Annotated in this window: 17 protein-coding genes; 8 read left to right on the top strand and 9 right to left on the bottom strand. The window is 73.3% G+C overall.

Features of this window, described 5'->3' with window-relative positions; all coding sequences use genetic code 11:
• The first annotated feature begins 34 nt into the window (after positions 1 to 34).
• Positions 35 to 1,018, top strand: coding sequence for an NAD(P)-dependent alcohol dehydrogenase (locus ABZ793_RS17510; protein ID WP_357458057.1), 984 nt, complete (start codon positions 35 to 37; stop codon positions 1,016 to 1,018).
• 123 nt (positions 1,019 to 1,141) lie between these two features.
• Here ABZ793_RS17510 and ABZ793_RS17505 read toward each other — a convergent pair whose 3' ends face one another.
• The 5 genes from ABZ793_RS17505 to ABZ793_RS17485 form a co-directional block, all read right to left on the bottom strand.
• Positions 1,142 to 1,768 (bottom strand): response regulator transcription factor, encoded by a 627-nt coding sequence (locus tag ABZ793_RS17505; protein WP_357458055.1) that lies wholly within the window; start codon positions 1,766 to 1,768, stop codon positions 1,142 to 1,144.
• The gene (locus ABZ793_RS17500; RefSeq protein ID WP_357458052.1) at positions 1,765 to 3,039 is read right to left on the bottom strand and encodes a histidine kinase; all 1,275 of its coding nucleotides are present in this window, start codon (positions 3,037 to 3,039) and stop codon (positions 1,765 to 1,767) included. Before ABZ793_RS17500 ends, ABZ793_RS17505 begins: the two co-directional genes overlap by 4 nt.
• Positions 3,040 to 3,048: 9 nt before the next feature.
• Positions 3,049 to 3,492 carry an ABA4-like family protein gene (locus ABZ793_RS17495; RefSeq protein WP_357458049.1) on the bottom strand — a complete coding sequence of 148 codons (444 nt, stop codon included), beginning with the start codon at positions 3,490 to 3,492 and terminating at the stop codon, positions 3,049 to 3,051.
• Entirely contained in the window at positions 3,489 to 4,421 is a 933-nt protein-coding gene (locus ABZ793_RS17490; RefSeq protein WP_357458047.1) for a hypothetical protein, read from the bottom strand. Before ABZ793_RS17490 ends, ABZ793_RS17495 begins: the two co-directional genes overlap by 4 nt.
• A 175-nt stretch (positions 4,422 to 4,596) precedes the next feature.
• On the bottom strand, positions 4,597 to 6,996 hold the full coding sequence (locus ABZ793_RS17485) for a beta-galactosidase (RefSeq protein WP_357458044.1): 2,400 nt from the start codon (positions 6,994 to 6,996) through the stop codon (positions 4,597 to 4,599).
• A 118-nt stretch (positions 6,997 to 7,114) separates the two neighbouring features.
• On the opposite strand from ABZ793_RS17485, the gene ABZ793_RS17480 reads away from it, so the two are divergent.
• Genes ABZ793_RS17480 through ABZ793_RS17460 form a run of 5 tightly spaced genes read left to right on the top strand, consistent with a single transcriptional unit; the run spans position 7,115 to position 13,723 of the window.
• On the top strand, positions 7,115 to 8,146 hold the full coding sequence (locus ABZ793_RS17480; protein ID WP_357458041.1) for a LacI family DNA-binding transcriptional regulator: 1,032 nt from the start codon (positions 7,115 to 7,117) through the stop codon (positions 8,144 to 8,146).
• Complete coding sequence (locus ABZ793_RS17475) at positions 8,143 to 9,816, top strand: ABC transporter substrate-binding protein (protein ID WP_357458039.1); 1,674 nt, start codon at positions 8,143 to 8,145, stop codon at positions 9,814 to 9,816. The genes ABZ793_RS17480 and ABZ793_RS17475 overlap by 4 nt, the downstream gene beginning before the upstream one ends.
• Before the next feature lie 53 nt (positions 9,817 to 9,869).
• Positions 9,870 to 10,874 (top strand): ABC transporter permease, encoded by a 1,005-nt coding sequence (locus tag ABZ793_RS17470; RefSeq protein WP_357458037.1) that lies wholly within the window; start codon positions 9,870 to 9,872, stop codon positions 10,872 to 10,874.
• A gap of 31 nt (positions 10,875 to 10,905) precedes the next feature.
• The gene (locus ABZ793_RS17465; protein WP_357458034.1) at positions 10,906 to 11,835 is read left to right on the top strand and encodes an ABC transporter permease; all 930 of its coding nucleotides are present in this window, start codon (positions 10,906 to 10,908) and stop codon (positions 11,833 to 11,835) included.
• Position 11,836: 1 nt separating this feature from the next.
• Positions 11,837 to 13,723, top strand: coding sequence for an ABC transporter ATP-binding protein (locus ABZ793_RS17460; protein ID WP_357458031.1), 1,887 nt, complete (start codon positions 11,837 to 11,839; stop codon positions 13,721 to 13,723).
• Positions 13,724 to 13,805: 82 nt separating this feature from the next.
• On the opposite strand, the gene ABZ793_RS17455 is transcribed toward ABZ793_RS17460, so the two are convergent.
• The 4 genes from ABZ793_RS17455 to ABZ793_RS17440 all read right to left on the bottom strand — a co-directional run bounded on the left by ABZ793_RS17455 (position 13,806) and on the right by ABZ793_RS17440 (position 21,761).
• A complete protein-coding gene (locus ABZ793_RS17455) occupies positions 13,806 to 15,344 on the bottom strand; it encodes an alpha-amylase family glycosyl hydrolase (RefSeq protein ID WP_357458028.1) in 1,539 nt (512 codons plus the stop codon).
• Positions 15,341 to 17,221 (bottom strand): xylan 1,4-beta-xylosidase, encoded by a 1,881-nt coding sequence (locus ABZ793_RS17450; RefSeq protein WP_357458025.1) that lies wholly within the window; start codon positions 17,219 to 17,221, stop codon positions 15,341 to 15,343. Before ABZ793_RS17450 ends, ABZ793_RS17455 begins: the two co-directional genes overlap by 4 nt.
• A 2-nt stretch (positions 17,222 to 17,223) precedes the next feature.
• Positions 17,224 to 19,080: a xylan 1,4-beta-xylosidase gene (locus ABZ793_RS17445; RefSeq protein WP_357458022.1), complete on the bottom strand. Its 1,857-nt coding sequence runs from the start codon at positions 19,078 to 19,080 to the stop codon at positions 17,224 to 17,226.
• 233 nt (positions 19,081 to 19,313) lie between these two features.
• Entirely contained in the window at positions 19,314 to 21,761 is a 2,448-nt protein-coding gene (locus ABZ793_RS17440) for a hypothetical protein (protein ID WP_357458020.1), read from the bottom strand.
• Positions 21,762 to 22,043: 282 nt separating this feature from the next.
• Between ABZ793_RS17440 and ABZ793_RS17435 the strand changes: the two genes are divergently transcribed.
• Together ABZ793_RS17435 and ABZ793_RS17430 are read left to right on the top strand one after the other, a co-directional pair.
• Entirely contained in the window at positions 22,044 to 22,967 is a 924-nt protein-coding gene (locus ABZ793_RS17435) for an ROK family protein (protein WP_357458018.1), read from the top strand.
• Entirely contained in the window at positions 22,964 to 23,665 is a 702-nt protein-coding gene (locus tag ABZ793_RS17430) for a putative N-acetylmannosamine-6-phosphate 2-epimerase (protein ID WP_357458016.1), read from the top strand. The genes ABZ793_RS17435 and ABZ793_RS17430 overlap by 4 nt, the downstream gene beginning before the upstream one ends.
• The last annotated feature ends 116 nt before the right edge of the window (positions 23,666 to 23,781 follow it).

The raw sequence follows: 23,781 nt of genomic DNA, 5'->3' as shown, positions 1-23,781 counted from the left end.
GCGGTGTACGCCGTACACCTTGAGGGGAGGGAAGATGAAGGCGATCGTCCAGGACCGATACGGCCCGCCGGAGACGCTCACGCTCGCGGACGTCGACGCGCCGGTGCCCGCCGCCGACGAGGTGCTCGTGCGCGTCGAGGCCGCCGCGCTCAACGCGTACGACTGGCACGCCATGCGTGGCGACCCACGGATGGCGCGGTTGGCCATGGGCCGGTCGAGGCCCCGGGCGCGCATCCGTGGCCGCGACTTCGCCGGCCGGGTCGAGGCCGTTGGCACCCACGTCCGGCAGGTACGCCCGGGTGACGCCGTCTTCGGCGACCTCGGCGACGCCAACGGCGCGTTCGCCGAGTACGTATGCGTGCCCGAGACCCTGGTCGCGCCGAAGCCGGCGAACCTGACGCCGCAGCAGGCGGCCGCCCTGCCGCTGGCCGGTACCACCGCGCTCATGGGACTGTGTGACGTCGGGCAGGTCGAGCCCGGCCACCGCGTCCTCGTCAACGGCGCCTCCGGCGGTGTCGGCACCCTGGCCGTCCAACTGGCCAGGGCACTCGGCGCGACCGTGACCGCGGTGTGCAGCACCCGCAACATCGACCTGGTTCGCTCCCTCGGTGCCGAACACGTCGTCGACTACACGCGCGACGACTTCACCCGCGATCCCCGCCGCCACGACGTCGTGTTCGACCTGGTCGGCAACCGCTCACTCACCGCGCTCCGGCGGGCGCTGACCCCGACCGGGACGCTGGTGCTCTCCGGCGGCGGCGTGTACCGGGGCGGCAGCCTCATCGGACCGATCTGGCTCCTCGCGCGCGGACGGCTGCTGGCACCCTTCGTTCGACACCGCATCGTCACACTCACCACGGCACCCGGCCGGCAACACCTCGACACGCTCCGCGCCCACGCCGAGACCGGCCGCCTCACCCCGGTCATCGACCGGACCTATCCGCTCCACGAGGTGCCCCAGGCCATCCGGTACCTCGAAGGTGAACACGCGCGGGCGAAAGTGGTCATCACCATCTGACTCACCAGCCGGGGGTGAGGTCGCTTCAGGACGTGACCCGTACCAGGAAATGAGGTCGTCCACGCCGTGGTCGGCCCTCGGACCGCACGGCGTCGCGTGTCGCCCAGGCGTGCCGGCCCGGACTCAGGCGTCGCGGGCGAACAGGGCCAGGCGTACCCGGTTGGGGCTGCCGGTCTTGGTCATCAGGCTGGTGATGTGGGTCTTGACCGTGGTGACGCCGATGTGGAGCCGTTCGGCGATCTCCGTGTTGGAAAAGCCTTCGGCGACCAGGTTCAGCACGTCCTGCTCCCGGGCGGTCAGCCCTTCGACCGGCCGAGGCGTCTCGGCGCGGACGTGCACCGCGCGGTGCACGAGGCGCCGCAGCACCTCCTGGCTGAACGGGCTGTCCCCGGCGGCGGCCCGGCGGACGCCGTCCAGCAGGTCGGCGGGGGGTGCGTCCTTGAGCAGGAATCCGCAGGCGCCGGCGGCCAGGGCCGGGTAGAGGTGGTCGTCGTCGCCGAACGTGGTCAGTACCACGACGCGGGTGGCGGGGCGGTCGGCGAGGATGCGGCCGGTCGCGGTGATCCCGTCGACGCCGGGCATGCGCAGGTCCATGACGACGACGTCGGGAATGAGCCGCGCGGCGAGGAGGATCGCGTCGCGGCCGTTGTCGGCCTCGCCGACGACCTCGATGTCGGTCTGGGCGTCGCAGAGCATGCGCAGGCCCGCGCGGATGAGGTGCTGGTCGTCGACCAGCAGGACGCGGATCATGCCGGCTCCGCCGTGCGCGGCCCCACCGGGGCCTCGCGTTCCTGCGGCACCGACGAGGCCGGCGTGGCGGCGGGGGAGCGGGAAGCGGGCGCCGGCGCGGTGGCCGCGACCGGGAGGACGGTACGCACCCGCCAACCCGCGCCCGTCGGCCCGGCCTCCAGCTGACCGCCGAGGACCTCGACGCGTTCGCGCATGCCGGTGATGCCGTGGCCTCCGATGGACGGCACCGACGCCGGCACCCACCCGCCACCGTCGTCCGACACCTCCCAGTGGACGGCCCCGTCGACCACGCTGACGGACAGCCGGGCCAGCGCGGACGTGCCGGCGTGCTTGGCCACGTTGGTCAGCGCCTCCTGGGTCAGGCGCAACACCGCCAGACCCCGGACCGCGTCGAGCGAACCGATCGCCGGGTCGATGTCGGCCTCCACGGTGACGCCGGCCTGGCGGGCCCGGTCGACGGTCGCGCCGAGGGCGGCCGGAAGCGCCGACGGCTCGATCGCGGTCAGGGCCGCGTCGCCGCGTACGCCCTCGGGGTCGCGCAGGACCGCGACCAGCCGGCGCAGGTCGGCCAGGGCCGCGCTTCCCGTGCCGTGCACGTCGTCGAACACCTCGTGCACCCGTGGGTCCAGGTCGGTCAGCACGTGCCGCGCGACGCCGACCCGCAGCACCATCGACGCCACGTGGTGCGCGACCACGTCGTGCAGTTCCCGGGCGATGGCGCTGCGTTCGTCGGCGCGCGCGGCGCGGCTCTCCGACTCGCGCCGGCGCTGCTCCTCCGCCGCCCGCTCCTGCGCCTGCCGGGCGAGTTCCCGGGTGGTCCGGATGACCAGGCCGAGCAGCAGCGGAACGCCGACCTCCACCAGCAGCCCGAAGACGCCGGAGAGGACCCGCAGGAACGGGTCGCCGATCGAGTCGGTCAGGTCGACTACGGCCAGCAGCCCGGCGGCCAGCCAGATGGTCCGTGGTCGGCGCGCCCGCATGGTCAGCTCGAGCAACGCCCAGCTGGCGCCCACCTGGTTGATCGCAATGTCGTCGATCAGGCCGATCGCCACCGCCAGCAGTGCGGTCTGCACCACCAGGTTCGCCAGGGGCCGGCGGTGCAGCACCGGCGCGACGGCGAACGCGGCCACGGCCAGGACCCACTGCATGGCGGGCGGCGTGTTTCCGCTGGCCGGGTTGCCGAGGACCAGGTAGCCGACGCCGCTCAGGTCGAGTAGCAGCATCCGCACGAGCGTGTCGCGCGCGTCGAACAGCCGCCCCACCCACCTCACGGCGTCAGCCTAGGCGCTGCGGCTCGGGGCGGGAACCTTGCTCGTCCACCTGGCCCGGACGCCCAGGTAGGCGGCCAGGCCGAGCGGCCCGAGCAGGATCGTCAGCACCAGCACCGGCGCCATGACCAGCGACGGGACGCCGCGTTCCCGGCTGTCGAGCCACGCCCACCGGCCGACGAACAGGTCGAACGCGATCATGTGCGCCCAGGCCGCCGCCGCGCCGTCGTCGGTGCCCAGCAGGTCGCGTATGCCGGTCAGGGTCGGGGACGCGACGGCCGGCAGCACCTCGGCGAGCGCCGGGACCACCAGGATCGCGTAGATCGCCAGGACCGGCGCCACGATCAGCGGCGACCTGATGACCCGGCCGGTCACGGACCAGTGCGGCAGCAGGATCATCAGCGCCCAGAACGGCGCGGCCACCGCGAACGTCAGGGTGAACAGCGTCCCGGTCATGCGGCCAGCACCAGCTCCGGTCGGCGCCGACGGGCCGCCACCACGCCGGCGCTGGCCGCGGCGGTGGCCACCACCAGGGCCGCCGCGGCGGTCAGGGTGAGCGCGTCCGGCCGCAGCAGCGGCTGCCCGCGCAGCGCCTGCCAGGTGAGCAGGAGCGTGAGTGCGCCGTACGCGCCGCCGGCGACGACCAGCAGCCGCGCCCGGGTGCGCTCGTCGAGTCGCCCGCCGGCGAACCGGGTCAGCAGGATGGCCAGGATCGGCAGCGCCTGCAACGCGTGCAGCCCCACGAAGTGCCCGATCCGCAGGTCCCCACCGGTGGTGCTCCACCCGACCAGCGGCAGCCCCGGCCCGCCGTCCGGCACGCCCACGCTGTGCGCCCCGGCGACCCCCTCGATGCTCTGGGCCTGGTCGGGCATCGCCATCGGAATCGCCACCAGCATGCCGAGCAGCGTAAGGCCGAGTGCCCACCCGATCGCGGTCTTGCCGGCCCGGTTCGCGATCGGCTGCCGGAGCACCACGATCCCGATGACGACGTGGGCGGCGAACAGCACCATGATCGTCGCACCCATCAGCTGCCACAGGGCGGCGTTCAGCGGACTGGTCTCGTTGAAGTGGCTGGTCGTGCCGCGCAGCACCTGCCCGACGATGATCGCCATCTCCACCACGCCCACGGCGACGACGGTGGTGGCCGCCCACTCCGCGATCCGGCTGCGGCGCGGCAGCAGGGAGAGCATCCAGGCCAGGGTGGTGCCGTAGAGCACGAAGGACACCGAGAACTTGAACGGCTTGAGCCAGATCGGCACGCCGGTGAGGACCCGCGAGTCGGCGACGATGCCGACCGCGGAGACGACGGCGAGGACGGCCATCGCCCAGACGAAGGTCATCAGTGGGCGGTTCCACTGTGCGGCCCGACGAAGTGTGGTTGTCATACCTGCAGATGCTGGTGCGAGGCATGGCTGAGTTCGCCCGACCTCAAGCCCGGGTTACGGCCGACGGTCGGAGCGCGTCTCCTCCCTGGGGAGGAGACGACCCTCCCGCGCCTCCGGCCCCTCCCGGCAGCCCGTTCGGTGACGTCGTGGCGGCTGCCGTCGAGCGCCGCCGCCGTCAGCCCACGCCGATGCGGACCGGCTCGTCGTCGGGTCCGCCGGGCAGCCGGACGACCACCCGCCCGTCCGCCGCCGTCACGATGCCCCGGCTCGCGTGGACCGGCCGGTCGGTGGCGAGCACCACCTCGTCGTCGCCCTGTGTCGGGCGCAGCAGCACCTCGTCGCCGTGCTGGGCGACCAGGTCGCAGGTCGTTTCCACCAGCGTCGCGGCGCCGACCCTGATTCCGTACGGCAGGACCAGCCCGGTCCGCGCGGGCACCCGCAGCCGGCGGCCGGCCAGCACCGGCTCGCCGTGCCAGCCCAGCGCGACGGTCACCGCCGACGGGGCCACGTTGACCAGGTGCAACAGCCGCTGCCCGGCGCGGTCCACGGTCGACGTGAGCACCAGCCCGGGGCCGTCCGGGTCGGGGGCGAGTCGGGGACGCACCCCGAGCCGGTCCAGGGCGGTACGCCAGAAGCCCAGGTCGCAGGGGACGTCGGCGGTGACCACCAGGGCCCGGCCGGCGCCGACGCTGACCTCCACCGCGCACGGCTCGCCGGAGCCCACCTCGGTCAGCAGCGGCTCGGCGGTCGCGCCGGCGAGCCGTTGGGCGTAGCCGACCCGGACCTCGGCCGTCCAGCCGACCCCGACGACCGAGGGGAAGTAGTGCGGTCCGCCGTCGGACCGTCCGGTGACGGTGAGCCCGAGCGCGTCGGCCAGCAGGGTGCACGGGGTGCCGTCGTGGTCCCGTTCCGGCAGCACACCGTGCAGCAGCAGCCGGCCGCCGCGGCGCAGGTGCGCGACCAGCCGCTGCTGGACGTCTCGGCCGAGGGTGGCGGCGCTGGCCAGGGCGATCACCGGTGGAGTGGTCGCCGGGTCGGCCGACTGGAGGTCGACGGCGGGGAACGAGAAGCCGGCGAGCAGCAACGCCCGGGCCAGCACGTCGCGCGGGCCCATGCCGCGGAACCGTTCCAGGTCGGCGACCTGCTCGGCGCGGGACGCCGAGGCCGGGTGGTGGTACTCGGTCAGGTAGTGGTCGGGCACGAAGCCGAGCGCCAGCCCGTCGTGCTCCTCGTCGGAGTCGGCCAGCAGGTCGGCGATCCCGCCGATGGCGTGCAGCGCGCGCCGGGCCGCGTCGAAGGTCGGGTTGAGTCGCCCCTCGGGGTCGACCGGCGCGGCGAATCCGTGCCGCTCTCCGGTGAACGCGATCCGGTCGTTTCCGTCGCCGACCGGCTCGGCCAGGGGCGGGTTGTAGCCGCCGGCGAAGAGGTAGAGGTTGAGCAGCCGGTTGCCCTGGGCCACGCAGAGCCGGGTCTTCAGCTCGACCGCCTCGGGCGGGTAGAGGGTGGACAGGTCCTGCCCGTAGTCGCCGTTGCCGGCCTCGAACTCCAGCGAGGTCAGTGGCTGGTCGGCGTCGTGCACGGCGGCCAGGAAGGCGTTGCCGACGTACAGGTCGGCGACGTTGGTGACGGTCAGGTCGCCCAGGTAGTAGTCGGAGCCGGAGGTGAGCTGCGGCTGGCCCCGGTAGGCCTCGAAGAGCTGGCTGATTCCGATCGGGAAGGTGCGCCCGCGCCCGCCTCCGGTGCCGTGGACGTTGACCAGGAAGGGCACCCCGGTCACTCCGTGCCGCTCGGCGGAGGCGCGCAGCGCCGCGACGTAGCGTCGGTAGCGGTCGCGCATGTAGCGGCCCAGGGCGTCGTGCACCGCCAGGGACCGCGGCTCGGCCGGCGTTCGCAACGCCGCCGACCAGGCAATTGGGTCGCCCGGGTCGACGCCGGTCCGCTCGGCGGCGCCGCCCTTGCCGTACCGGTCGACCGCCCACCGGCGCAGGTCCTCGCAGACCCCGTCGGTCAGGTCGGGTGAGTTCGTCACCCAGGAGAGCATCCCGATCTCGTTGTCCAACTGGACGGCGACCACCGGCCCGCCCCGGTCGGCGAGCCGCTCGGCGATCACCGGCATCACCTCGGCGTACCAGCCGTCGGCGGCGGCGAGGAACTCCGGCGCCAGGTAGTCGATGGTGCGGGTGTCGATCGGCGCGCCGTCCCAGGTGGTCGGCAGCAGGTGCGGGTGTTCGTCGTACAGCCGGTAGGGGATGCCCTCGTTCTTGATCTCGGCCATGACGAACGGGCCGGGCCGGACGATCGCCTGCAGACCCCGCGCGTTGGCCAGGTCCAGGAAGCCGCCGAGGTCGCGCTGTTCGTGGGTACGGCCGGTGAGGTCCACTGTGCCGTCCGGTAGTTCGTGCCAGAGCCACGGCACGTAGGTCGCCACGGTGTCGCCGCCGCACTCGCGGAGCCGGTCGAGCCGGTCTGTCCACTGGGCCCGGGGTAGCCGGAAGTAGTGCACCTCCCCGGCGAGCAGCAGTCGGGGTCGACCGTCGACGACGATCCTGCGGTCGTGGAGAAGAACTCGCGACATGCGGTTTCCCTCTTCCTCTCGCCGGACTTCCCAGGCGTCCACTTGTGATCTGGCTCGCACCTGCTTATGGTGCCTGAAACCGGTTTCTGTAAACCGCACGTTACGGATCGAGGGGGCCATGGGCAACAGTCGGGTCACGGTTCGGGAGATCGCCCGGCTGGCCGGCGTCTCCGTCGCCACGGTGTCCCGGGTCTGGAACGGCACCGGCCAGGTGTCAGAGGAGATGCGCCGGCGCGTCCTCGAAGCCATCGAGGAGCACGGATACCGTCCGGACCACCTCGGGCGGGCGTTGGCCGCCGGCCGGCACGGCGCGCTCGGCCTGGTCTTTCCCGGTCTGTCCGGCCCCTACTTCACCGAGCTGATCCAGGGCTTCGAGTCGGAGGCGGTGCCGGCCCGGGCCAGCGTGCACATCCTCTGCACGCACATGCGTGAGGACTCCGACGCGCAGGTGCTGGAGATGGCCCGCCGGGTCGACGGGATCGCGGTCATCGGCGGCACCATCTCCGAACCGGTCCTGCTCCGGCTCGCCGAGATGGTCCAGGTCGTCGTGCTGGCCGGCCGGGGGGCGGGGACGGTTCCCTCGGTCAGCGTCGACAACGCGCCCGCCATTACCCGGCTGACCCGGCACCTGCTCGTCGACCACGGCCTGCGCGACCTGGCCTTCGTCGGCAACCCGGACGGGTCGCCCGACATCAGCGAGCGGTGGGCCGGTTTCCTCGCCGCCCACCGGGAGCTGGCGCTCACCCCGCCCGCCGAGCCGGTCCGGGTCGCCATGCAGCAGCCCGACGGCGTCCTCGCCGCCGAGCAGCTGCTGCGTGACGGGGCCGCGCCGCAGGCGGTCGTCTGCGCCAACGACGAGATCGCTCTCGGCGTCCTCGTCGGCGCCCTCGGCCGGGGCCTGCGGGTGCCCGAGGACCTCGTGATCACCGGGTTCGACGACGCACCCATGGCCGCGCTCGTCTCGCCCCCGCTCACCACCGTCCGGCAGCCGGTGCGGGACCTGGCCGCGGAGGCCGCCCGGCTGATCCTGAACGCCGTCGAGGCCCCTGGCGCGGCGGCTCCCGACAGCATCGTCCTCCCCACCGAGCTCGTCGTGCGCCGCAGCTGCGGCTGCCCGACGGGCGCCCCCCTTGGAGGTATCGGTCAATGAAGAGATCGAAGCTCGCCCGGATCGCCGCGATCGCGGCCGCCGTCGCCCTCGCGGCCAGCGGCTGCACCGGCACCGAACAGGAGTCCGGCCCCGGCACCGACGGGCGGGTCGCGTTCCTCGACTACGGTGACTTCGGCGGCGGCAGCAACCCGCAGGCCAACTACAACCCGTACCTGGAGGCCAGCCGGCTCGGCGCCACCGAGTACGTCTTCGAGCAGCTGATCACCTACGACAACTACGGGTGCCAGGCCAAGCCCTGGCTCGCCACCGAATGGAGGTGGACCGACCCGCAGACGCTCGTCTGGAAGCTGCGCGACGGGGTGAAGTGGAACGACGGCAAACCGTTCTCCGCCGACGACGTCACCTTCACCTACGACATGCTCAAGGCGCACAAGGCGCTGGACGTCAAGGGCATCTGGCGGTACCTCAGCGCGGTCGAGGCGACCGACCCGCACGCCGTCACCATGCGGTTCACCCAGCCCGGCGCGGCGGCGTTCACGCTGTTCAGCGAGATCAAGGTCGTACCGAAGCACGTCTGGTCCACCGTCGGCGACCCGGTGACCTTCACCAACGCCGACCGGCCGGTCGGCACCGGACCGTTCACCGTCAAGGCGTTCAACCCCCAGCAGCTGACGCTCGGCCGCAACGCCGACTACTGGCAGGCCGACAAGGTCAAGGTCGACGAGCTGCGGTTCCACAAGGCCGACGGTGGCGGGCAGATCGACCAGCTCAAGCTCAGCCGAGGCGAGTACGACACCAACGCCATGTTCGTGCCGGACGTCAAGAAGGCGTACGTCGACCGGGACCCGGAGCACAACAAGTACTGGTACCCCTCCGGCGGCTCGATCAGCGTCTACATGAACCTCACCAGGGCGCCGTTCAACGACACCGCCTTCCGCAAGGCGCTGGTGCCCGCGTTCAACCGGCAGGAGATCGTCGACAAGGCGCAGCTCGGCTACGTCAAGCCGGCGAGCCAGACCGGTCTCGTGGTGCCCGGCCAGGCCGACTGGCTGCCCAGGGACATCCCCAACCAGGGCGTGGTCGGCTACGACGCGGCCAAGGCCGACGCCGACCTGACCGCCGCCGGCTATCCCCGCGACGGCGACGGCAAGCGCGTCGGCAAGGACGGCAAGCCGATCTCCTTCAGCTTCCGGGTGCCCGGCTCCTGGACCGACTGGGTGCAGGCGCAGCGGATCATCGTGGCGAACCTGACCGCGCTCGGCTTCGCCGTCCGGGCCGAGACCCCCACCCCTGAGGCGTACGAGAACGACCGCGCGATCGGCAACTACGACATGCTGCTCGGCGTGCACGGCGGCAGCTGCAACATGTTCCGCAACTTCCAGGAGCCGCTGGCCAGCGACCAGTCCGCGCCGGTGGGCAAGAAGGCGGTCAGCAACTTCGTCCGTTGGAACGACCCGCGCACCGACGAACTCATCGACAGGCTGCGCACCGCCACCGACGAGGCGGCGCAGAAGGCCGCGGTCGCCGACCTGACCAGGGTGATGACCGAGCAGGTGCCGATGATCCCGCTCTGGTACGGCGCCAAGTGGTTCCAGTACCGCACCGCGAAGGCGACCGGCTGGCCCAACGAACAGAACCCCTACGCCGCGCCCAGCGACAACCTGCTGATCATCACCAACCTGCAGCCCGCCGCGACCGACGCCAAGTAGCCGACGGGCCGGCCGGCGCCCCGCGCGTCGGCCGGCCCGTCGGAGGAGAAGGGATGGCTCCCGTGGCCTACTTCGCCAGACGCTTCGCATTCTTCCTCGGCACCCTGTGGGCCGCCGTCACCCTCAACTTCCTGATCCCCCGGCTGCAGCCCGGAGACCCGGCCGAGGCCATCGTGTCCCGGCTGGCCGGGCAGAGCGAGAGCGTCGACCCGGCCCAACTGCAGGCCGTCCGGATCATGTTGGGCACCCCCGACGGCAATCTCTTCGAGCAGTACCTGCAGTACCTCGGCGCGGTGGTGCAGGGCGACTTCGGGGTGTCGTACACCTACTTCCCCTACAGCGTGACCCACATGATCGGGCAGGCGCTGCCGTGGACCGTGATCCTCGTCGGGGTCACCCAGATCATCTCGTTCGTCGTCGGCACACTGCTGGGCACCTGGGCCGCGTACCGCCGCAACAGCCGCGTCGACTCGGTCATCACCCTCGGTTCGACGTTCCTCGGGACGCTGCCGTTCTTCTGGCTCGCCCTGCTGCTCATCTACGTGTTCGCGATCACCCTGCGCTGGTTCCCCGAGCGCGGCGGGTACGGCGGCGGCAGCTCACCCGGTTGGAGCTGGATCTTCATCTCCGACGCCTTCCAGCACAGCGTGCTGCCCGCCGTGGCGCTGCTCATCACCGGCCCGATCGGCTGGATCATCGGCATGCGCAACAACATGGTGCAGAGCCTGGGCGAGGACCACACCCGCCTCGCCGTCGCCCGTGGCCTGCCCCGGCGACGCATCGCCATCACCTACGGTGCGCGCATCGCGATCCTGCCCAACGTCACCGGCTTCGCCATCGCGCTGGGCAGCGTACTCGGCGGCACCGTGCTGGTCGAGACGGTCTTCAACTATCCCGGCATGGGCCGGCTGCTCCTCGAGTCGGTGTCCAGCCGGGACTACCCGCTGATGCAGGCGATCTTCCTGTTCACCACGATCGGTGTGCTGGTGGCGAACTTCCTGGCCGACCTGCTGTACGGCTTCCTCGACCCACGGGTGCGAAAGGTGGAGTCAGCATGAGAATCGCCCGCGACGAGCGGGGTGAGGTCGCGTGAGCACGCCGGCCCCCGCCGTACCCGCCCCGGGCACGGACACCGAAGGCGTCCAGGCCGCCGCCACCGAACTCGCCCGCCACAGCCGGCTGCCCGGCTGGTTCGTCATCCTCTGGCGCAACCGCAAGTGCCGCATCGGGCTGCTGATGCTGACCGCGTTCATCGCGGTCGCGGTCTTCGCGCCGCTCGTCGCGCCGTACGACCCGCGCGACGACGCCTTCCCCACCTCGCTCGGCCCGACCGGCAGCCACTGGCTCGGCACCACCGCCCAAGGCGAGGACGTCCTGTCCCAACTGGTCGTCGGCGCCCGCACCTCGCTCGTCGTCGGCCTCGCGGCCGGTGCCCTGTCCACCCTGATCGGGCTGGTCATCGGGTTGACCGCCGGCTACCTGCGGGGCTGGGTCGACGAGGTGCTGTCCTTCCTGATCAACCTCGGGCTGGTCGTGCCCGCGCTGCCGCTGATGGTGACGCTCGCCGCGTACGCCCCGGTCCGCGGGCTGTGGCTGATCATCTTCGTGATCAGCGTGACCGGCTGGGCGTACGGCGCCCGGATCAAGCGGTCCCAGATCATCACGCTGCGCACCCGCGACTACATCACCGCGGCCCGGTTCGCCGGCGACGGCACCGCGCGCATCATCGCCCGGGAGATCGTGCCGAACATGACCTCGCTGATCGTGGTCGGCTTCATGGGCGCGGCGCTCGGCGCGATCGGCGGCGAGGCGGGCCTGGCCTTCCTCGGGCTCGGCGACCCGCAGACGGTCAGCTGGGGCACCATGCTCAACCAGGCGAGCCTCGGCGGCGCCCTGCTCACCGGCCAGTGGGCCTGGCTGGTCGCCCCCGGCCTGGCCCTGTCCCTGCTGATCACCTCCTTCACGCTGATCAACTTCGGCATCGACGCGCTGAGCAACCCCCACCTGCGGGAGGACTGACATGACCCTGCTCGAGGTGGACCACCTCACCGTCACGTACACCCCCCGCGACCTGCCGGCGAACCGGGCCGTGCACGACGTCTCGTTCACCATCGCCGAGGGCGAGTTCGTCGGCCTGCTCGGCGAGTCCGGCTGCGGCAAGTCGACGCTCGGCAACGCCGTGCTGCGGCTGCTCTCCCCGCCGGCCCGCATCACCGGTGGCCAGGTCACCTTCGACGGCGTCGACCTGACCACCGCCGGGGAGGAGCAGTTGCGGGAGCTGCGCTGGGCGGACCTGTCCACCGTCTTCCAGAGCAGCATGAACTCGCTCAACCCGGTGATCCGGGTCCAGGCGCAGTTCGCCGACACCTTCGCCGCGCACAAGGTGCCCGGCGACGTCACCGAACGGGCCATCGAGCTGCTCGAGCTGGTGTCCCTGGACCGGCGGGTGCTCCGGGCGTACCCGCACGAGCTCTCCGGCGGCATGAAACAGCGCGTGGCGCTGGCCCTCGCGCTCGCGTTGCGTCCCAAGCTGGTGCTGCTCGACGAGCCCACCACCGGGCTGGACGTGGTGGTGCAGCGCGGGATCCTCACCCGGCTGGCCGAGCTGCGCCGCGAGCTCGGCTTCGCGGTGCTGTTCATCAGCCACGACCTGGGCGCCGTCCTCGACATGGCCGACCGGGTGATGGTGATGTACGGCGGCGAGATCGTGGAGGACCGGCGGGCCGCCGACATGCTCCACGAGCCACGGCACCCCTACACGCGCGGCCTGCTCGGCTCGTACGCCGACCCCCGGTTGCCGGACGTGCGGGTCACCTACATTCCCGGTCGGCCACCGGACCTGTCCCGGCCGCACACCGGCTGCCTCTTCACCCCACGCTGTCCGCACGCCGAGGACGCCTGCCGGACGACGCACCCGCGGCTGCTCCCCGACCACGGCGGGCTGGTCCGCTGCCTGGTCGCCCAGGAGGACCGGCTGCCGTTCGTCACCCTCGGCGCCGCCGCCACCCTCGACAGCCACTTCCCGGCCGCCGGCACCCTGACCCGGCAGGCCGACACTCCCGCGGGCGAGGGCGACGCGGTGCTGTCCGTGGAGAACGTGAGCAAGCGCTACACGAGCCGGCGCGGGTTGCGCACCAGCACCGTCGAGGCCGTCCGCGAGGTGTCCTTCGCGCTGCGCCCCGGCGCGGTGACCGCCCTGGTCGGGCAGAGCGGCAGCGGCAAGTCGACGATCGCCCGGATCATCACCGGGGTGGAACGCCCCAGCGCCGGCGAGGTGCGGTTCACCGGCGGCTCCGGAACCGGGATCCGGGTGGACCGGCTGCGCGGCCAGGCCCTGCGCGACTACCGGCGGCACGTGCAGATGGTCTTCCAGGACCCGTTCAGCGCGCTGAACCCGACCCGCACGGTGGCGTACGCCCTGTCCCGGCCGCTGGTCAACTTCGCCGGGCTGCGCGGCGACGCCGTCCGGGAGCGCGCGGCCCAGCTGCTGGAGCGGGTGGGGCTCGCCCCGGCCGGGCAGTTCCTCGACAAGCTGCCGCACCAGCTCTCCGGCGGGCAGCGGCAGCGGGTGGTGACCGCCCGGGCCCTCGCCCCCGAGCCGCAGGTGCTGATCGCCGACGAGCCGATCTCCATGCTGGACGTGTCGATCCGCGCCGAGATCCTGGAGCTGCTCGGCGAGCTGGTCCGAGAGCGGCGGCTGGCGATGCTCTACATCACCCACGACCTGCTCAGCGCCCGGCTGCTCGCCGACGAGGTGCTGGTGCTCCACCAGGGGATCCTGGTGGAGCGCGGCCCGACCCGCGAGGTGATCGGCACCCCCCGGGACGACTACACCAGGTTGCTGCTCGACTCGATCCCCAACCCGTTCGCGGGAGCCACCGGCAGGGAGAGCACGCCGTCGGCCTGACATCAGGGCGCCCGCCATTGCCCGGCGGCCCCCGGGCCCCGACCGGCCTCCCCACGGTGACGGGGGAGGGGAGGCCGGCCGGTCAGGCCAGCCAGGCGGTCGAGCGGGCTGGCAGCTTGCCGGCTCCCGCCGCGCCGCTGGCGAGTAGGACCCGGTCCCCGTAGGGCCGCCAGTCGACCGGCCCGTCACCGAGGTTCACCAGGCAGGTCGGCCCGCCGGCGCCGCGCCGGAAGGCGAGACAGCAGGCCGGCGCCTCGCGCCAGGACAGCCGCGCCGGTCGACCCCGCCAGCAGGTACCGCGCAGCGGCAGCGCCGCCCGGGCCAGGGCCAGCGCCGACGTCCGGTCGTGGCGTTGGCGGGCCACCGAGAGCGCTCCCCAGCCCGACGGCTGGGGCAGCCACGGCGTGGACCCGGCCGGGCCGAAACCGTACGGCGCCGGGCCTGCGGTCCACGGCAGCGGCACCCGGGCGCCGTCGCGCCCCCGGTCCACGCCGCCGGAGCGGCGGAACACCGGGTCGCGGATCGCGTCGTCGGGCAGCGCGACGTCGGGCAGGCCGAGTTCGTCCCCGGCGTACAGGTAGACCGCGCCGGGCAGCGCCAGCATCATCAGCAGCACCGCCCGCGCGCCGTCCGGTCCCCACCGGTCGGCCGCTCGCCGTACGTCGTGACTGCCGTGCACCCACGTGGGCAGCCGCCCGTGCCGGGTGGTGGCGGCCAGGAGCGCCTCGACGCCCTCGCGCCACGGCTGCGGGCGCAACGGCCAGTAGAGCGGGTCCATCGCGAACGCCTGCCCCAGCTCGTCGGGGCGCAGGTAGGGCGAGATCACCTCCGGCCCGCCCCAGGTCTCCGCCACGCCGAGCCGGTCACCCGGGTACGACGCCAGCTCCCGCGCCCACCGGCGGTAGATCTCGTGCACCTCGTCCCGGTCGCTGTACGGCGCCGGGTCACCGGGCTGCCAGCCGGGCGGCAGCTCCGGGTAGTCGGGGTCCTTCCACAGCGAGCCGGCCGCGTCGAAGCGGACGCCGTCGACCCCGCGGTCCAGCCAGAACCGCAACGTGGCCAGCGCGTCGGCGGCCACCTCCGGGTGCTCGTGGCGCAGATCGGGCTGCTCGGTGTCGAACAGGTGCAGGTACCACTCGCCGTCGCCGAACGGCGTCCACGCCGAGCCGCCGAAGATGGACCGCCAATTGTTCGGCGGCTCCGCACCGGCCGGGCCGCGGCCGGGCCGGACGTGGAACCGGGCCCGCTCCGGCGAGCCGCGGCCGGCGGCGCGGGCGGTGACGAACCACGGATGGGCCGAGGAGACGTGGTTGAGCACCAAATCGACCAGCACCCGCAGGCCGAGCCGGTGCGCGTCGGCGACGAGGCGGTCCACGTCCTCGAGGGTGCCGAGCCGGGGGTCGACATCGCGGTGGTCGGTGACGTCGTACCCGGCGTCGCGGTCGGGGCTGGGATAGAACGGGGTGACCCAGACGGCGTCCACGCCGAGCGCGGCCAGGTAGGGCAGCCGGGAACGCAGACCGGGCAGGTCCCCGAGACCGTCGCCGTCGGCGTCGGCGAAGGAACGCAGATACACCTCGTAGGTGACGGCCTCCCGCCACCATGGTCCGGTGTGGGTCATCGCGGGGTCAGCTCCACCAGTGCGAGGGACGGCAGGGGCAGGGTCAGCGGCAGCCGCAGGCAGCCGCCGTCCGGCGCGACGGTGACCGGCGGTCCCGCACCGGCGAGGGTGTCGGCGGCCCGCAGCCCGGCCCACTGCTCCTCGGTGGGCCAGCCGTCGACGCCGAGCCGGCGCGCGGTCGCGGCGAGGTTCGACGTCCGCTCGTCCAGCCGGCGGTGCCGGAGTTCGTACCCGGCTGCGGGCAGCCCGTCGATGCGCAGCCGCACCGTACGGCTCAGCCGGCGGCGCTGGTCGGGCCGGCCCAGCACACCCTGGTCCAGCGTGCCGTTCCAGAGCACCACGGCGATCCGCCCGCTGTCCGGGTCGACGGACGGCCAGGTCCGCACCAGCGTTCCCGCGCCGTCCCCGTCGAGCCGGGCGGCGAGCTGCACGGGCGCGAGCTGTTCCAGCATCCACAGTGCCCAGAACCGGGGCTTGGCCAGGTTGCCTACCGACAGCAGCCCGAACCCGCCGTGCAGCAGCGCGGGCGGACGGCCCAGTTCCTCGAAGTGGTCGCTCGCCACCCAGCAGGCCAGCGCCGCGACCCGGCCGGCCGCCTCCTGCATCCCGGTGGCCACGAAGGCGGCCGAGAGCACCGAGTCGTTGACCGGCGCGAAGTGGGTGGGGGAGGGGCCCCACTCCGTCCAGAGCAGTGGGGTGCCGGCCCGACCGTGCCGCTCCAGGGCCGGTCGCAGGTCCAGCGGCGGGCTGCCGTAGACATGGGTGGAGAGGAAATCCAGCGGCGCGCCCGAGGCGTCGACGTGGTCGAGGAACGGCTCTATCCATCTCGTCGCGGCGGTCGCCGGCCCGCCGACCGGCAGGCCGGGGCAGGCCTCGCGCACCGCCCTGGCCGTCACGTCGTACATCCGCAGGTAGTCCTCGCGGGTGCCGGTCCAGAAGCAGTCCAGGTCCGGTTCGTTCCACACCTCGACCGCCCACCGCCGCAGCTCTGCGTCGCCGACTCGGGCCCGCAGGTGCCGGATGAGGCCGCCGACCAACGCCGCCCACCGGTCCCAGTCGCGGGGCGGGCTGGACACGCCCGCCGCGGTGACCTCGCGGGACGGGTCGCGGGCCAGCGCCCGCGGCACGAACGACAGCTCCAGCACCGGCCGCAGGCCGGTCGGGGCGAGTGCGTCGAGCACGGCGTCGACGCCGGTGAAGTCGTGCACCGCGCGGCCGTCGACCTCCTGGTAGACGCCCAGGTCGTCGCCGAGGATGCCGTGCGCGCGGACCCGTTCGACGCCCAGCTCGCGGCGCACCCGGCCGAGCGCGGCGGCCAGCCCGGCCCCCATCTCCTCGCCGCCCACCCGGTCGGTGCAGAGCAGCAGGCTCAGGTGCTCCGAGCCGACCATGTCCCGCCACGGGCGGGGCACCGGCCCGACCGGGTGGGCGGCGTCGACGGTCACCTCGACCACCGCGTCACCGCCGTCGCGGGCCGTGACCGGCGCCGATCCCGGCCCCAGCGGACCGTCGCCGGGCCGGTCCGGGTCGAGCACCGGGCGCACCGCGTACCGCACGCGCCGCCCGGGCTCGACGGTCGTGTCGGCGTACGGCGGGCCGGGCACCGCGAGCAGGTCACCGCCGCGATGGTCGACCACCCGGTACGGGCCGTCGCCGTCGGCCCGGTGCACCAGGTAGCCGGCGGTGCCGGGCACCGGATCCCAGTCGACGTCGACCTGCCCGCGACCTGCCCGTACCCGGATGCCGTGGCCGTGTCCCCGCCCCGGCAGGCCCGGGGGCTCGCGGCCCGCCCGAAGGGCCGCGGACGTGGAGGCGCCGGCCGCGGGCGTGGCCGCGCCGGAGGTCGTGGCGTCGGGCGGCGGAGGGTTCGGCCGCACGGTCAGCCTCCGGCCACCTCGACGAGCACCGCGCCCGGCTGCGGCAGGTGCAGCTCCACCACCGCCGCCGTGCCCTCGACGGCGGTGGCGACCTCCTCGAGCGGTAGCGCGTCGACGGCGCGCAGCGCGTCCCACTGCTCTCCGACCGGCCACTCGGTGATGCCGAGCTGCTCGGCCAGGGTGGTGATGTCGCCGTGCTCGCGGTCGAGCCGGGTGGCGGTCACGGTCCGGCCGGCCGCGCCGTCGACGACCAGGCGGATCCGGCGGGCGAGCGCGGGGTCGCCGTCGCGCTTGGACTGGTCCAGCGTGGACGACCACACGAGGACGGCCAGGCTGCCGTCCGCGCGCCGGCTGGCCCAGGTCTGGACGAGGCCGCCGGCGCCGTCCCCGCCGGCGCGCACCGGCAGTTCGGTATCGCCGAGCCGGCTGAGCATCCGCAGCGCGTGGTAGCGGGGCTTGGCGATCCCGCCGACGGTGATCAGACCGAAGCCGCCGTGCAACAGCCGTGGCGGTCGGCCCAGCTCCTCGAAGTGGTCGCTGGCCACCCAGTAGGACAGGGCGTCCACCCGGCCCGCTGCCGAGCGCATGCCGGTGAGCAGGAACGTCGCCGCGGACGTGCCGTCGTTGACCGGGTGGAAGTGGGTGGGCGTCACGCCCCACTCGGTCCACAGGATGCGGGCGTGCCCGAAGCCGAGCCGCTCCAGGGTGGGGCGCAGGTCCAGCGGCGGGCTGCCGTAGGTGTGCGTGGAGACGAAGTCGACCGGAGCGCCGGAGCGCCGTACGTGCTCCAGCAGCGCGTCGACCCAGCCGGCGGCGGCGGACGACGGCCCACCGACGGGGATCCGGGGGTCGACGTCCTTGACCGCCTTGGCGGTCACGTCGTAGAGCCGCATCCACTCCTCACGGGTGCCCGACCAGAACACCTCCAGGTTGGCCTCGTTCCACACCTCGAAGTCCCAGCCCAGCACCTCCTCGCCGTACCGGTCGAGCAGGTGCGCGACGAGGGCGCGGACCAACTCGCCCCAGCGGTCCCAGTCCCTCGGTGGGGAGATGACCCCCCGGTACTCGAAGACCGTCCGCTCCGGGTCGCTGGCCAGGTCGCGGGGCATGAAGCCGATCTCGACGACCGGTCGCAGCCCGACGGACAGGAGCAGGTCGTAGACCCGGTCGACGCCGGAGAAGTCGATCACCGGCTCGCCGTCGACCTCCCGGTAGACGCCGAGGTCGTCGTGGAGGATCGAGTGCGCGCGAACCGTCTCGACGCCGATCTCGTCGCGGATGCGGCGCAGCGCGGCGAGCAGCTCGCCGCCGATCTGCCGGCCGCCGGAGGTGTCCGTGCAGAGTAGCTGGGACAGCCGCTCGCTACCGATCATCGGCTGCCACGGCCGGGCCAGCGCGGCGCCGTCCGCGGCAGCGTCGACCTGGAGGACGACGGTCGGGGCGACGCCGGTGGCGGGCAGCGACGCGCAGGTCACCCGCGCCCCGAGCGGGCCGGTGACGGTGACCTCGGGGACGGCGGCGACCGCGTAGGCGTACGGCTGGCCGGGCTCGCCGGTGGTGTCGACGTACCAGGTGTCGGGGATGGCGAGGACGTCACCGCCGAGGTGGTCGATCGGGGTCAGCTCGCCGTCGGCGGCGCCGTCGCGCACCGGCGCGCGGTGCACCAGGTAACCCACCGCGCCGGGCACCGGGGACCACGAGAGACGGACGTGGTGGACTCCGGCGACCGCCGCCAGACCTTCCGGCGGGGCGAGGACGGGCGTGCCGTCAGTCGTGCCCGCCTCGTCGCTGCGCAACGCGATCCGTGACTCCCAGTCGGATCGGGCGTCTGCCGGCTGGTGGTCGCTGATGCTCGTCACCGGGGCACCTCCTGTCGTCGTGTGGTCCGGTCCGAGCACTGTAACCGGTTTCTGCGCGAGTCGCTCCCCTCCGCCCGCACCCTTGCGGACTCTGATCGGGTTCGATCCGTCGGACGCACCCCCGGCGCTCCGCCGCGGTGAGCGGGACGAGCCCCGACCTCCGCACCTGGCCCGGCACGCCGCGGCCGGCGCTCCGGATGGCATCCGGAGCGCCGGCCGCGGGCCACGTGAGGTCAGAGCGTGGCGCACTGCCCCTGCACGGGGCCGGTCACCTCGTTCGGCTGACCGTCGTCCTGTGGCGCCGGCTCGTTGCCGGTGCAGCGCAGGGGGCCCTCGATGACGTTGCCCGCCAGAACCGACGGCCCCCGTCCGTCGACCACGGTCACCGGCCCCGCCACCGACGAGTCGACCAGCCTGAAGTCACCGGTGGTGCCGGTAACGGAGAGCGGCCCGACCACCGAGCTGTCCCGTACGGTCACGCCGGCCGCCCGTCGGGCCACGACCGGTCCCTCGATGGTGCTGTCCCGGACCACCAGCGTCGCCCCGTTGCCCACCGAAACCTGCCCGGACACCGTGGCATCCCGCAGGCAGGTGGTCCCCGTCGTGACGTCGAGCGGCCCCGCGTACCTGCCACTGACGACGCGGCTGCACACCGCCGGGAGCGCGAAGTTCCACCGATACAGGCGGGACACCCGGCCGTAGTAGAGGTTGCCGTCGCCGCCCTTGGTGAGGAATGCCACCCGGCCGGCGGCCAGCTCGACGGCGTTCCACGTCGCCGGGTCGATCCGCCAGAGGCTGTCGGACACCGACGCGTAGAAGAAGCCGTCGCCGGCGAGGACGAGACCCCGCTCGTGGCCGTACATCGTCGTCTCGTTCGGGAAGAGCCGTTCCGACCTGGTGACCGTGCGGGTCGTCGGATCGAAGGTGAACAACGTGCCGTCGGACAGGCCCCAGATGGTGCCGTCCGGGTCGACGACCAGCGCGTTCACGGCCGAGCCGCCGGGTGCGGGGACCACGCGCTCGACCACCTGCCGGGTCTGCGGATCGAACACGAACAGTTCGGCCTCGGTGGCGGTCGGCTCGATGCCGTACCCGCCGTTGACGGAGGTGCCGCCGTAGAGCAGTCCGTCGTGCTCGACCAGGCTGACCACGCTCTGCTGCGGCACGACGTCCCGGTAGGTCTGCACGGCACCGGTCGACGGCGTCCAGAAGCTCAGTGCGCCGCCGAGGCGACCCGCGCGGGGGATGCTGCCGACGGCGACCGTCTCACCCAGGTCGACGAAGGCCTGCGCCCGCTGCTGCTCGTCGCCGAGGACTGTCCTGGGAGCCGGGTTGGACCCGTACGCCCATGGCCTGGTGGTGTCGTAGGAGAGCAGGTTGCCGTCCGGGTAGCGACCGTAGAGCAGGTGGTCGCCGCGGATTCCGAAACCCTCCACCTGCCCGGCGCCGGACAGCAGGGTCATGGAGTCGTCGGCCGGGTCGAAGCGCGCCATCCCGGGCGGGGACAGGAATCCACCGATGTAGACCGATCCGTCCGGCCCGGCCCCCATCGCCTGGATCGGGTTGGGGGCGCCCTCCAGGTCCTGCTCGCCGATGTACCGGGTCAGCCGGGTCTGCGGGTTCCAGAGGTAGACGCGGCCGTAGTAGTACGTCATCGACAGGGTCGGTCCGGGCCACGCCGGGTCGGCCAGGTCGACCCATTCCCAACTGCCCGGCAGCGCGTTCGGCTTCCATCCGACCGGCGCGTAGGTGTGGGTCTGGAGGTCGTACCGGACGATGCCGTCGGCCACCATGCGGAAGTAGACGTACCGGCCCGTGGGATCGGTCTCGGAGACCATCCGGCCGGAGATCGCGGGGACGATCTTCACGACGACCCCGTCGCTGAGACGGTAGACGAGCAGGTCACTGGAATGGTCGAGCCGGATGAACAGGTGTCCCCCGGCGAGGGTGAGGTCGTAGACGGCCTCCTCGTCCGCGTACTGCGCGGGCAGCGCGATCGGCCGCACCTCGCCGGTGGCGCGGTCGAAGCGGGCCAGCTTCGCGTTCGGCTTGGTGCCGAAGTAGACGTACCGGTCGTCGATCGCGAGCGCCTGGCCGTAGGTCTCCCCGGGCACGATCTGACCGTGATCGGTGAACCGCTTCGTGGCGGGGTCGTAGGAGAAGAGCTTCCCGCTGGGGTACGTCCCGCCGTAGACGACACCGTCCGGCGCGGCGGCCATCCGCCAGATCTGCTCGTCCGGGTACGGCACGCCCAGGGACGTGACCGAGGTGTCCCCGGGGGACCAGGTGTAGACGGCGCCGTTGGTCATGCCGAAGTAGACGGCGCCTTGCGGCCTGGCGAAGGTGACCGCCCAGCTACCGGTACCGGAGGGCAGCCGCTGGCCGAAGACCACCTTTCCCGACCGGATGTCCGTGACCTGGAACATCGCCGTGACCTCGCTGTTGCCGGCGGTCACCCAGTAGGCCTGTGGGCGCCCCTGCCGGTCGACGCCCTGCGCCTGGTACTGCGAGAGCACCCGCGAATTGATGGCGTGGCCCAGGTCCTGTTCCGCACCGACGATCGGGGCGGGAGCCGGCGGCGGGGCGGCGTTCACCGCGCCGCCGGCGGTGACGACGAGGAAGCCGGCGAGCAGCCCGCCGGCGGTGAGCAGGGCGGCGGACCGCAGTCCTGTCCGTATCATCGGTCTCCTTCACTGATCAATGGAGCGTGGCTCGAAACGTTGCGGCCGGGGCCGTAACTTGCCCGGAGCCGCCCCGGACCGAGCGCCTCGGCCAGCGCCGGTGGCGCCGCGAAGCCCTGCCGTACGCGGGACGGATCGCAGCGGGCGGGCGGCGGGCACCCGATCCCGGTACACGCTTCTGATCCGCCGTAGCGTAGCTTGCGGTCTGGGCCGAAACTAGGGCTTGCGAGAGCTCAACCAGGATCGACACGACAATCACCGGTCACCCCGAGAAACGGAACCATGATCGACAGATTCGCCACGGGGAACGCGGACGTCGCGTATCTCGGCATCGACATCGGGGGCACGAAGACGATCGCCCTACTACTCACCCCCGACGGGCGGATGGCCGCCCGGGTCCAGGCCCCCACACCCGCCCGGCACGGGCCGACGATGGTGCTCGACACGGCCGCCGAACTGGCCGGGCGGCTCCTGGGCGGCGGCCGGGTCGCGGGTGTCGGGGTGGGTGCCGCAGGCACACTGGATCCGGCCACCGGCACCGTCCGGTACGCCACGGACAGCCTGCCCGGCTGGGCCGGCACCAGGATCGCCGACGAGTTGAGCGCCCGGCTGGGCCGCCGGGTGCACGTCGACAACGACGTGAACGCCGCCGCGCTCGCGGAAGCGTGGACGGGCGCGGGGAGCGGCCGGGAGCACCTGCTCCTGCTCGCCGTCGGGACCGGCCTCGGCGGGGCTCTGATCCGGCGCGGCAGCCTCGAACGCGGCGCCCAGGGGGCGGGAGGCGAGGTCGCCCACCTGCCGGTACCCGGCGCGGAGCAGCTGCGCTGCGGCTGCGGGCGCCGGGGGCACCTGGAGGCCGTGGCGTCCGGCAGCGGGATCGCCGCCGCCTACGCCCTGGCCGCCGGTGAGCAGGTGAGCGGGCGGGAGGTCGCCGCCCGGGCCGCAGCCGGCGAAGCCGCCGCCCAGCGGGTGCTGGATCACGCCGGCGAGACGCTGGGCGCGGCCCTGGCCGGACTCGTCGCGTTGCTCGACCCGGAGGCGGTCGTCCTGGCCGGCGGCGCGGCGCCGGCGGTGCTGTCCGCGGCGACCCGCGCCTACCAGGCGGAACTGCTACCGGCCTGGTCCCACGTACCGCTGCTGCCGTCGACGCTCGGTGACAACGCCGTGGCGATCGGGGCAGCCCGAATGGCGATGGAGGACAGGTGACGGTCTTCGACGTCATGCGCGGTGGTCTGGTGGTGTCCTGCCAGCCGCTGCCCGACGAGCCCGACGACCCGATGCGGGACGCCTACGTGCAGGCCCGGGTGGCCGCATCGGCCGCGGCGGGCGGTGCGGTGGCGATCCGCGCCAACGGGCCGGACGACATCGCGGCGATCCGCGCCGCCGTCGACGTGCCCGTGATCGGCCTGGTCAAACACGGCACCACCGGAGTGATGATCACCCCGACCCCGGCACACGCGGTGCGGGCCGCCACGGCCGGGGCGCACGTCGTGGCCGTCGACGCCACCGACCGGCCCCGTCCGGACGCGGGCAGCTTCGCCGACACGGTACGCGCGGTGCACTCGCGCACCGCCGCCCTGGTGCTGGCCGACATCTCCACCCTGGCCGAGGGCCTGGCCGCGGTCGACGCCGGTGCCGACGCGGTGGCCACGACACTCTCCGGCTACACGCCGACCAGCCCGCCGACGGAGGGCCCCGACCTGCGACTCGTCGCCCAGCTCGCCGAGCGGCTGGAGATACCGGTGATCGCGGAGGGTCGCTACCGCACGGCGCAGCAGGTCCGGCAGGCCTTTGAGGCCGGGGCCCACGCCGTCGTCATGGGCAACGCCGTCACCTCACCACTGTGGATCACGCGGCGTCTGGTCGAGGAGACTCCCCGTGCGTCCGAGCGCCGTGGGCGGTGACGCAAAGGGGTGCCGGCACCCGGGGTGAGCTGGGCGGTGCCGGTCGCCTGCGCGGCGAGGCACCAGCGTCCCCGCCGCGCACGCGACCGGCACGGAGAAGGGGGCGGGGCCGCGGG

Origin of the sequence: Micromonospora sp. NPDC047465 (assembly GCF_040643125.1) — a bacterium.
GTDB lineage: Bacteria > Actinomycetota > Actinomycetes > Mycobacteriales > Micromonosporaceae > Micromonospora.
This window is presented reverse-complemented; position numbering and strand designations above follow the sequence as displayed.

Coding starts and splice junctions, on each gene's coding strand:
- ABZ793_RS17510 (WP_357458057.1), top strand. CDS start 35: ATGAAGGCGATCGTCCAGGACCGATACGGCCCGCCGGAGACGCTCACG.
- ABZ793_RS17505 (WP_357458055.1), bottom strand. CDS start 1,768: ATGATCCGCGTCCTGCTGGTCGACGACCAGCACCTCATCCGCGCGGGC.
- ABZ793_RS17495 (WP_357458049.1), bottom strand. CDS start 3,492: ATGACCGGGACGCTGTTCACCCTGACGTTCGCGGTGGCCGCGCCGTTC.
- ABZ793_RS17490 (WP_357458047.1), bottom strand. CDS start 4,421: ATGACAACCACACTTCGTCGGGCCGCACAGTGGAACCGCCCACTGATG.
- ABZ793_RS17485 (WP_357458044.1), bottom strand. CDS start 6,996: ATGTCGCGAGTTCTTCTCCACGACCGCAGGATCGTCGTCGACGGTCGA.
- ABZ793_RS17480 (WP_357458041.1), top strand. CDS start 7,115: ATGGGCAACAGTCGGGTCACGGTTCGGGAGATCGCCCGGCTGGCCGGC.
- ABZ793_RS17475 (WP_357458039.1), top strand. CDS start 8,143: ATGAAGAGATCGAAGCTCGCCCGGATCGCCGCGATCGCGGCCGCCGTC.
- ABZ793_RS17470 (WP_357458037.1), top strand. CDS start 9,870: ATGGCTCCCGTGGCCTACTTCGCCAGACGCTTCGCATTCTTCCTCGGC.
- ABZ793_RS17460 (WP_357458031.1), top strand. CDS start 11,837: ATGACCCTGCTCGAGGTGGACCACCTCACCGTCACGTACACCCCCCGC.
- ABZ793_RS17455 (WP_357458028.1), bottom strand. CDS start 15,344: ATGACCCACACCGGACCATGGTGGCGGGAGGCCGTCACCTACGAGGTG.
- ABZ793_RS17440 (WP_357458020.1), bottom strand. CDS start 21,761: ATGATACGGACAGGACTGCGGTCCGCCGCCCTGCTCACCGCCGGCGGG.
- ABZ793_RS17435 (WP_357458018.1), top strand. CDS start 22,044: ATGATCGACAGATTCGCCACGGGGAACGCGGACGTCGCGTATCTCGGC.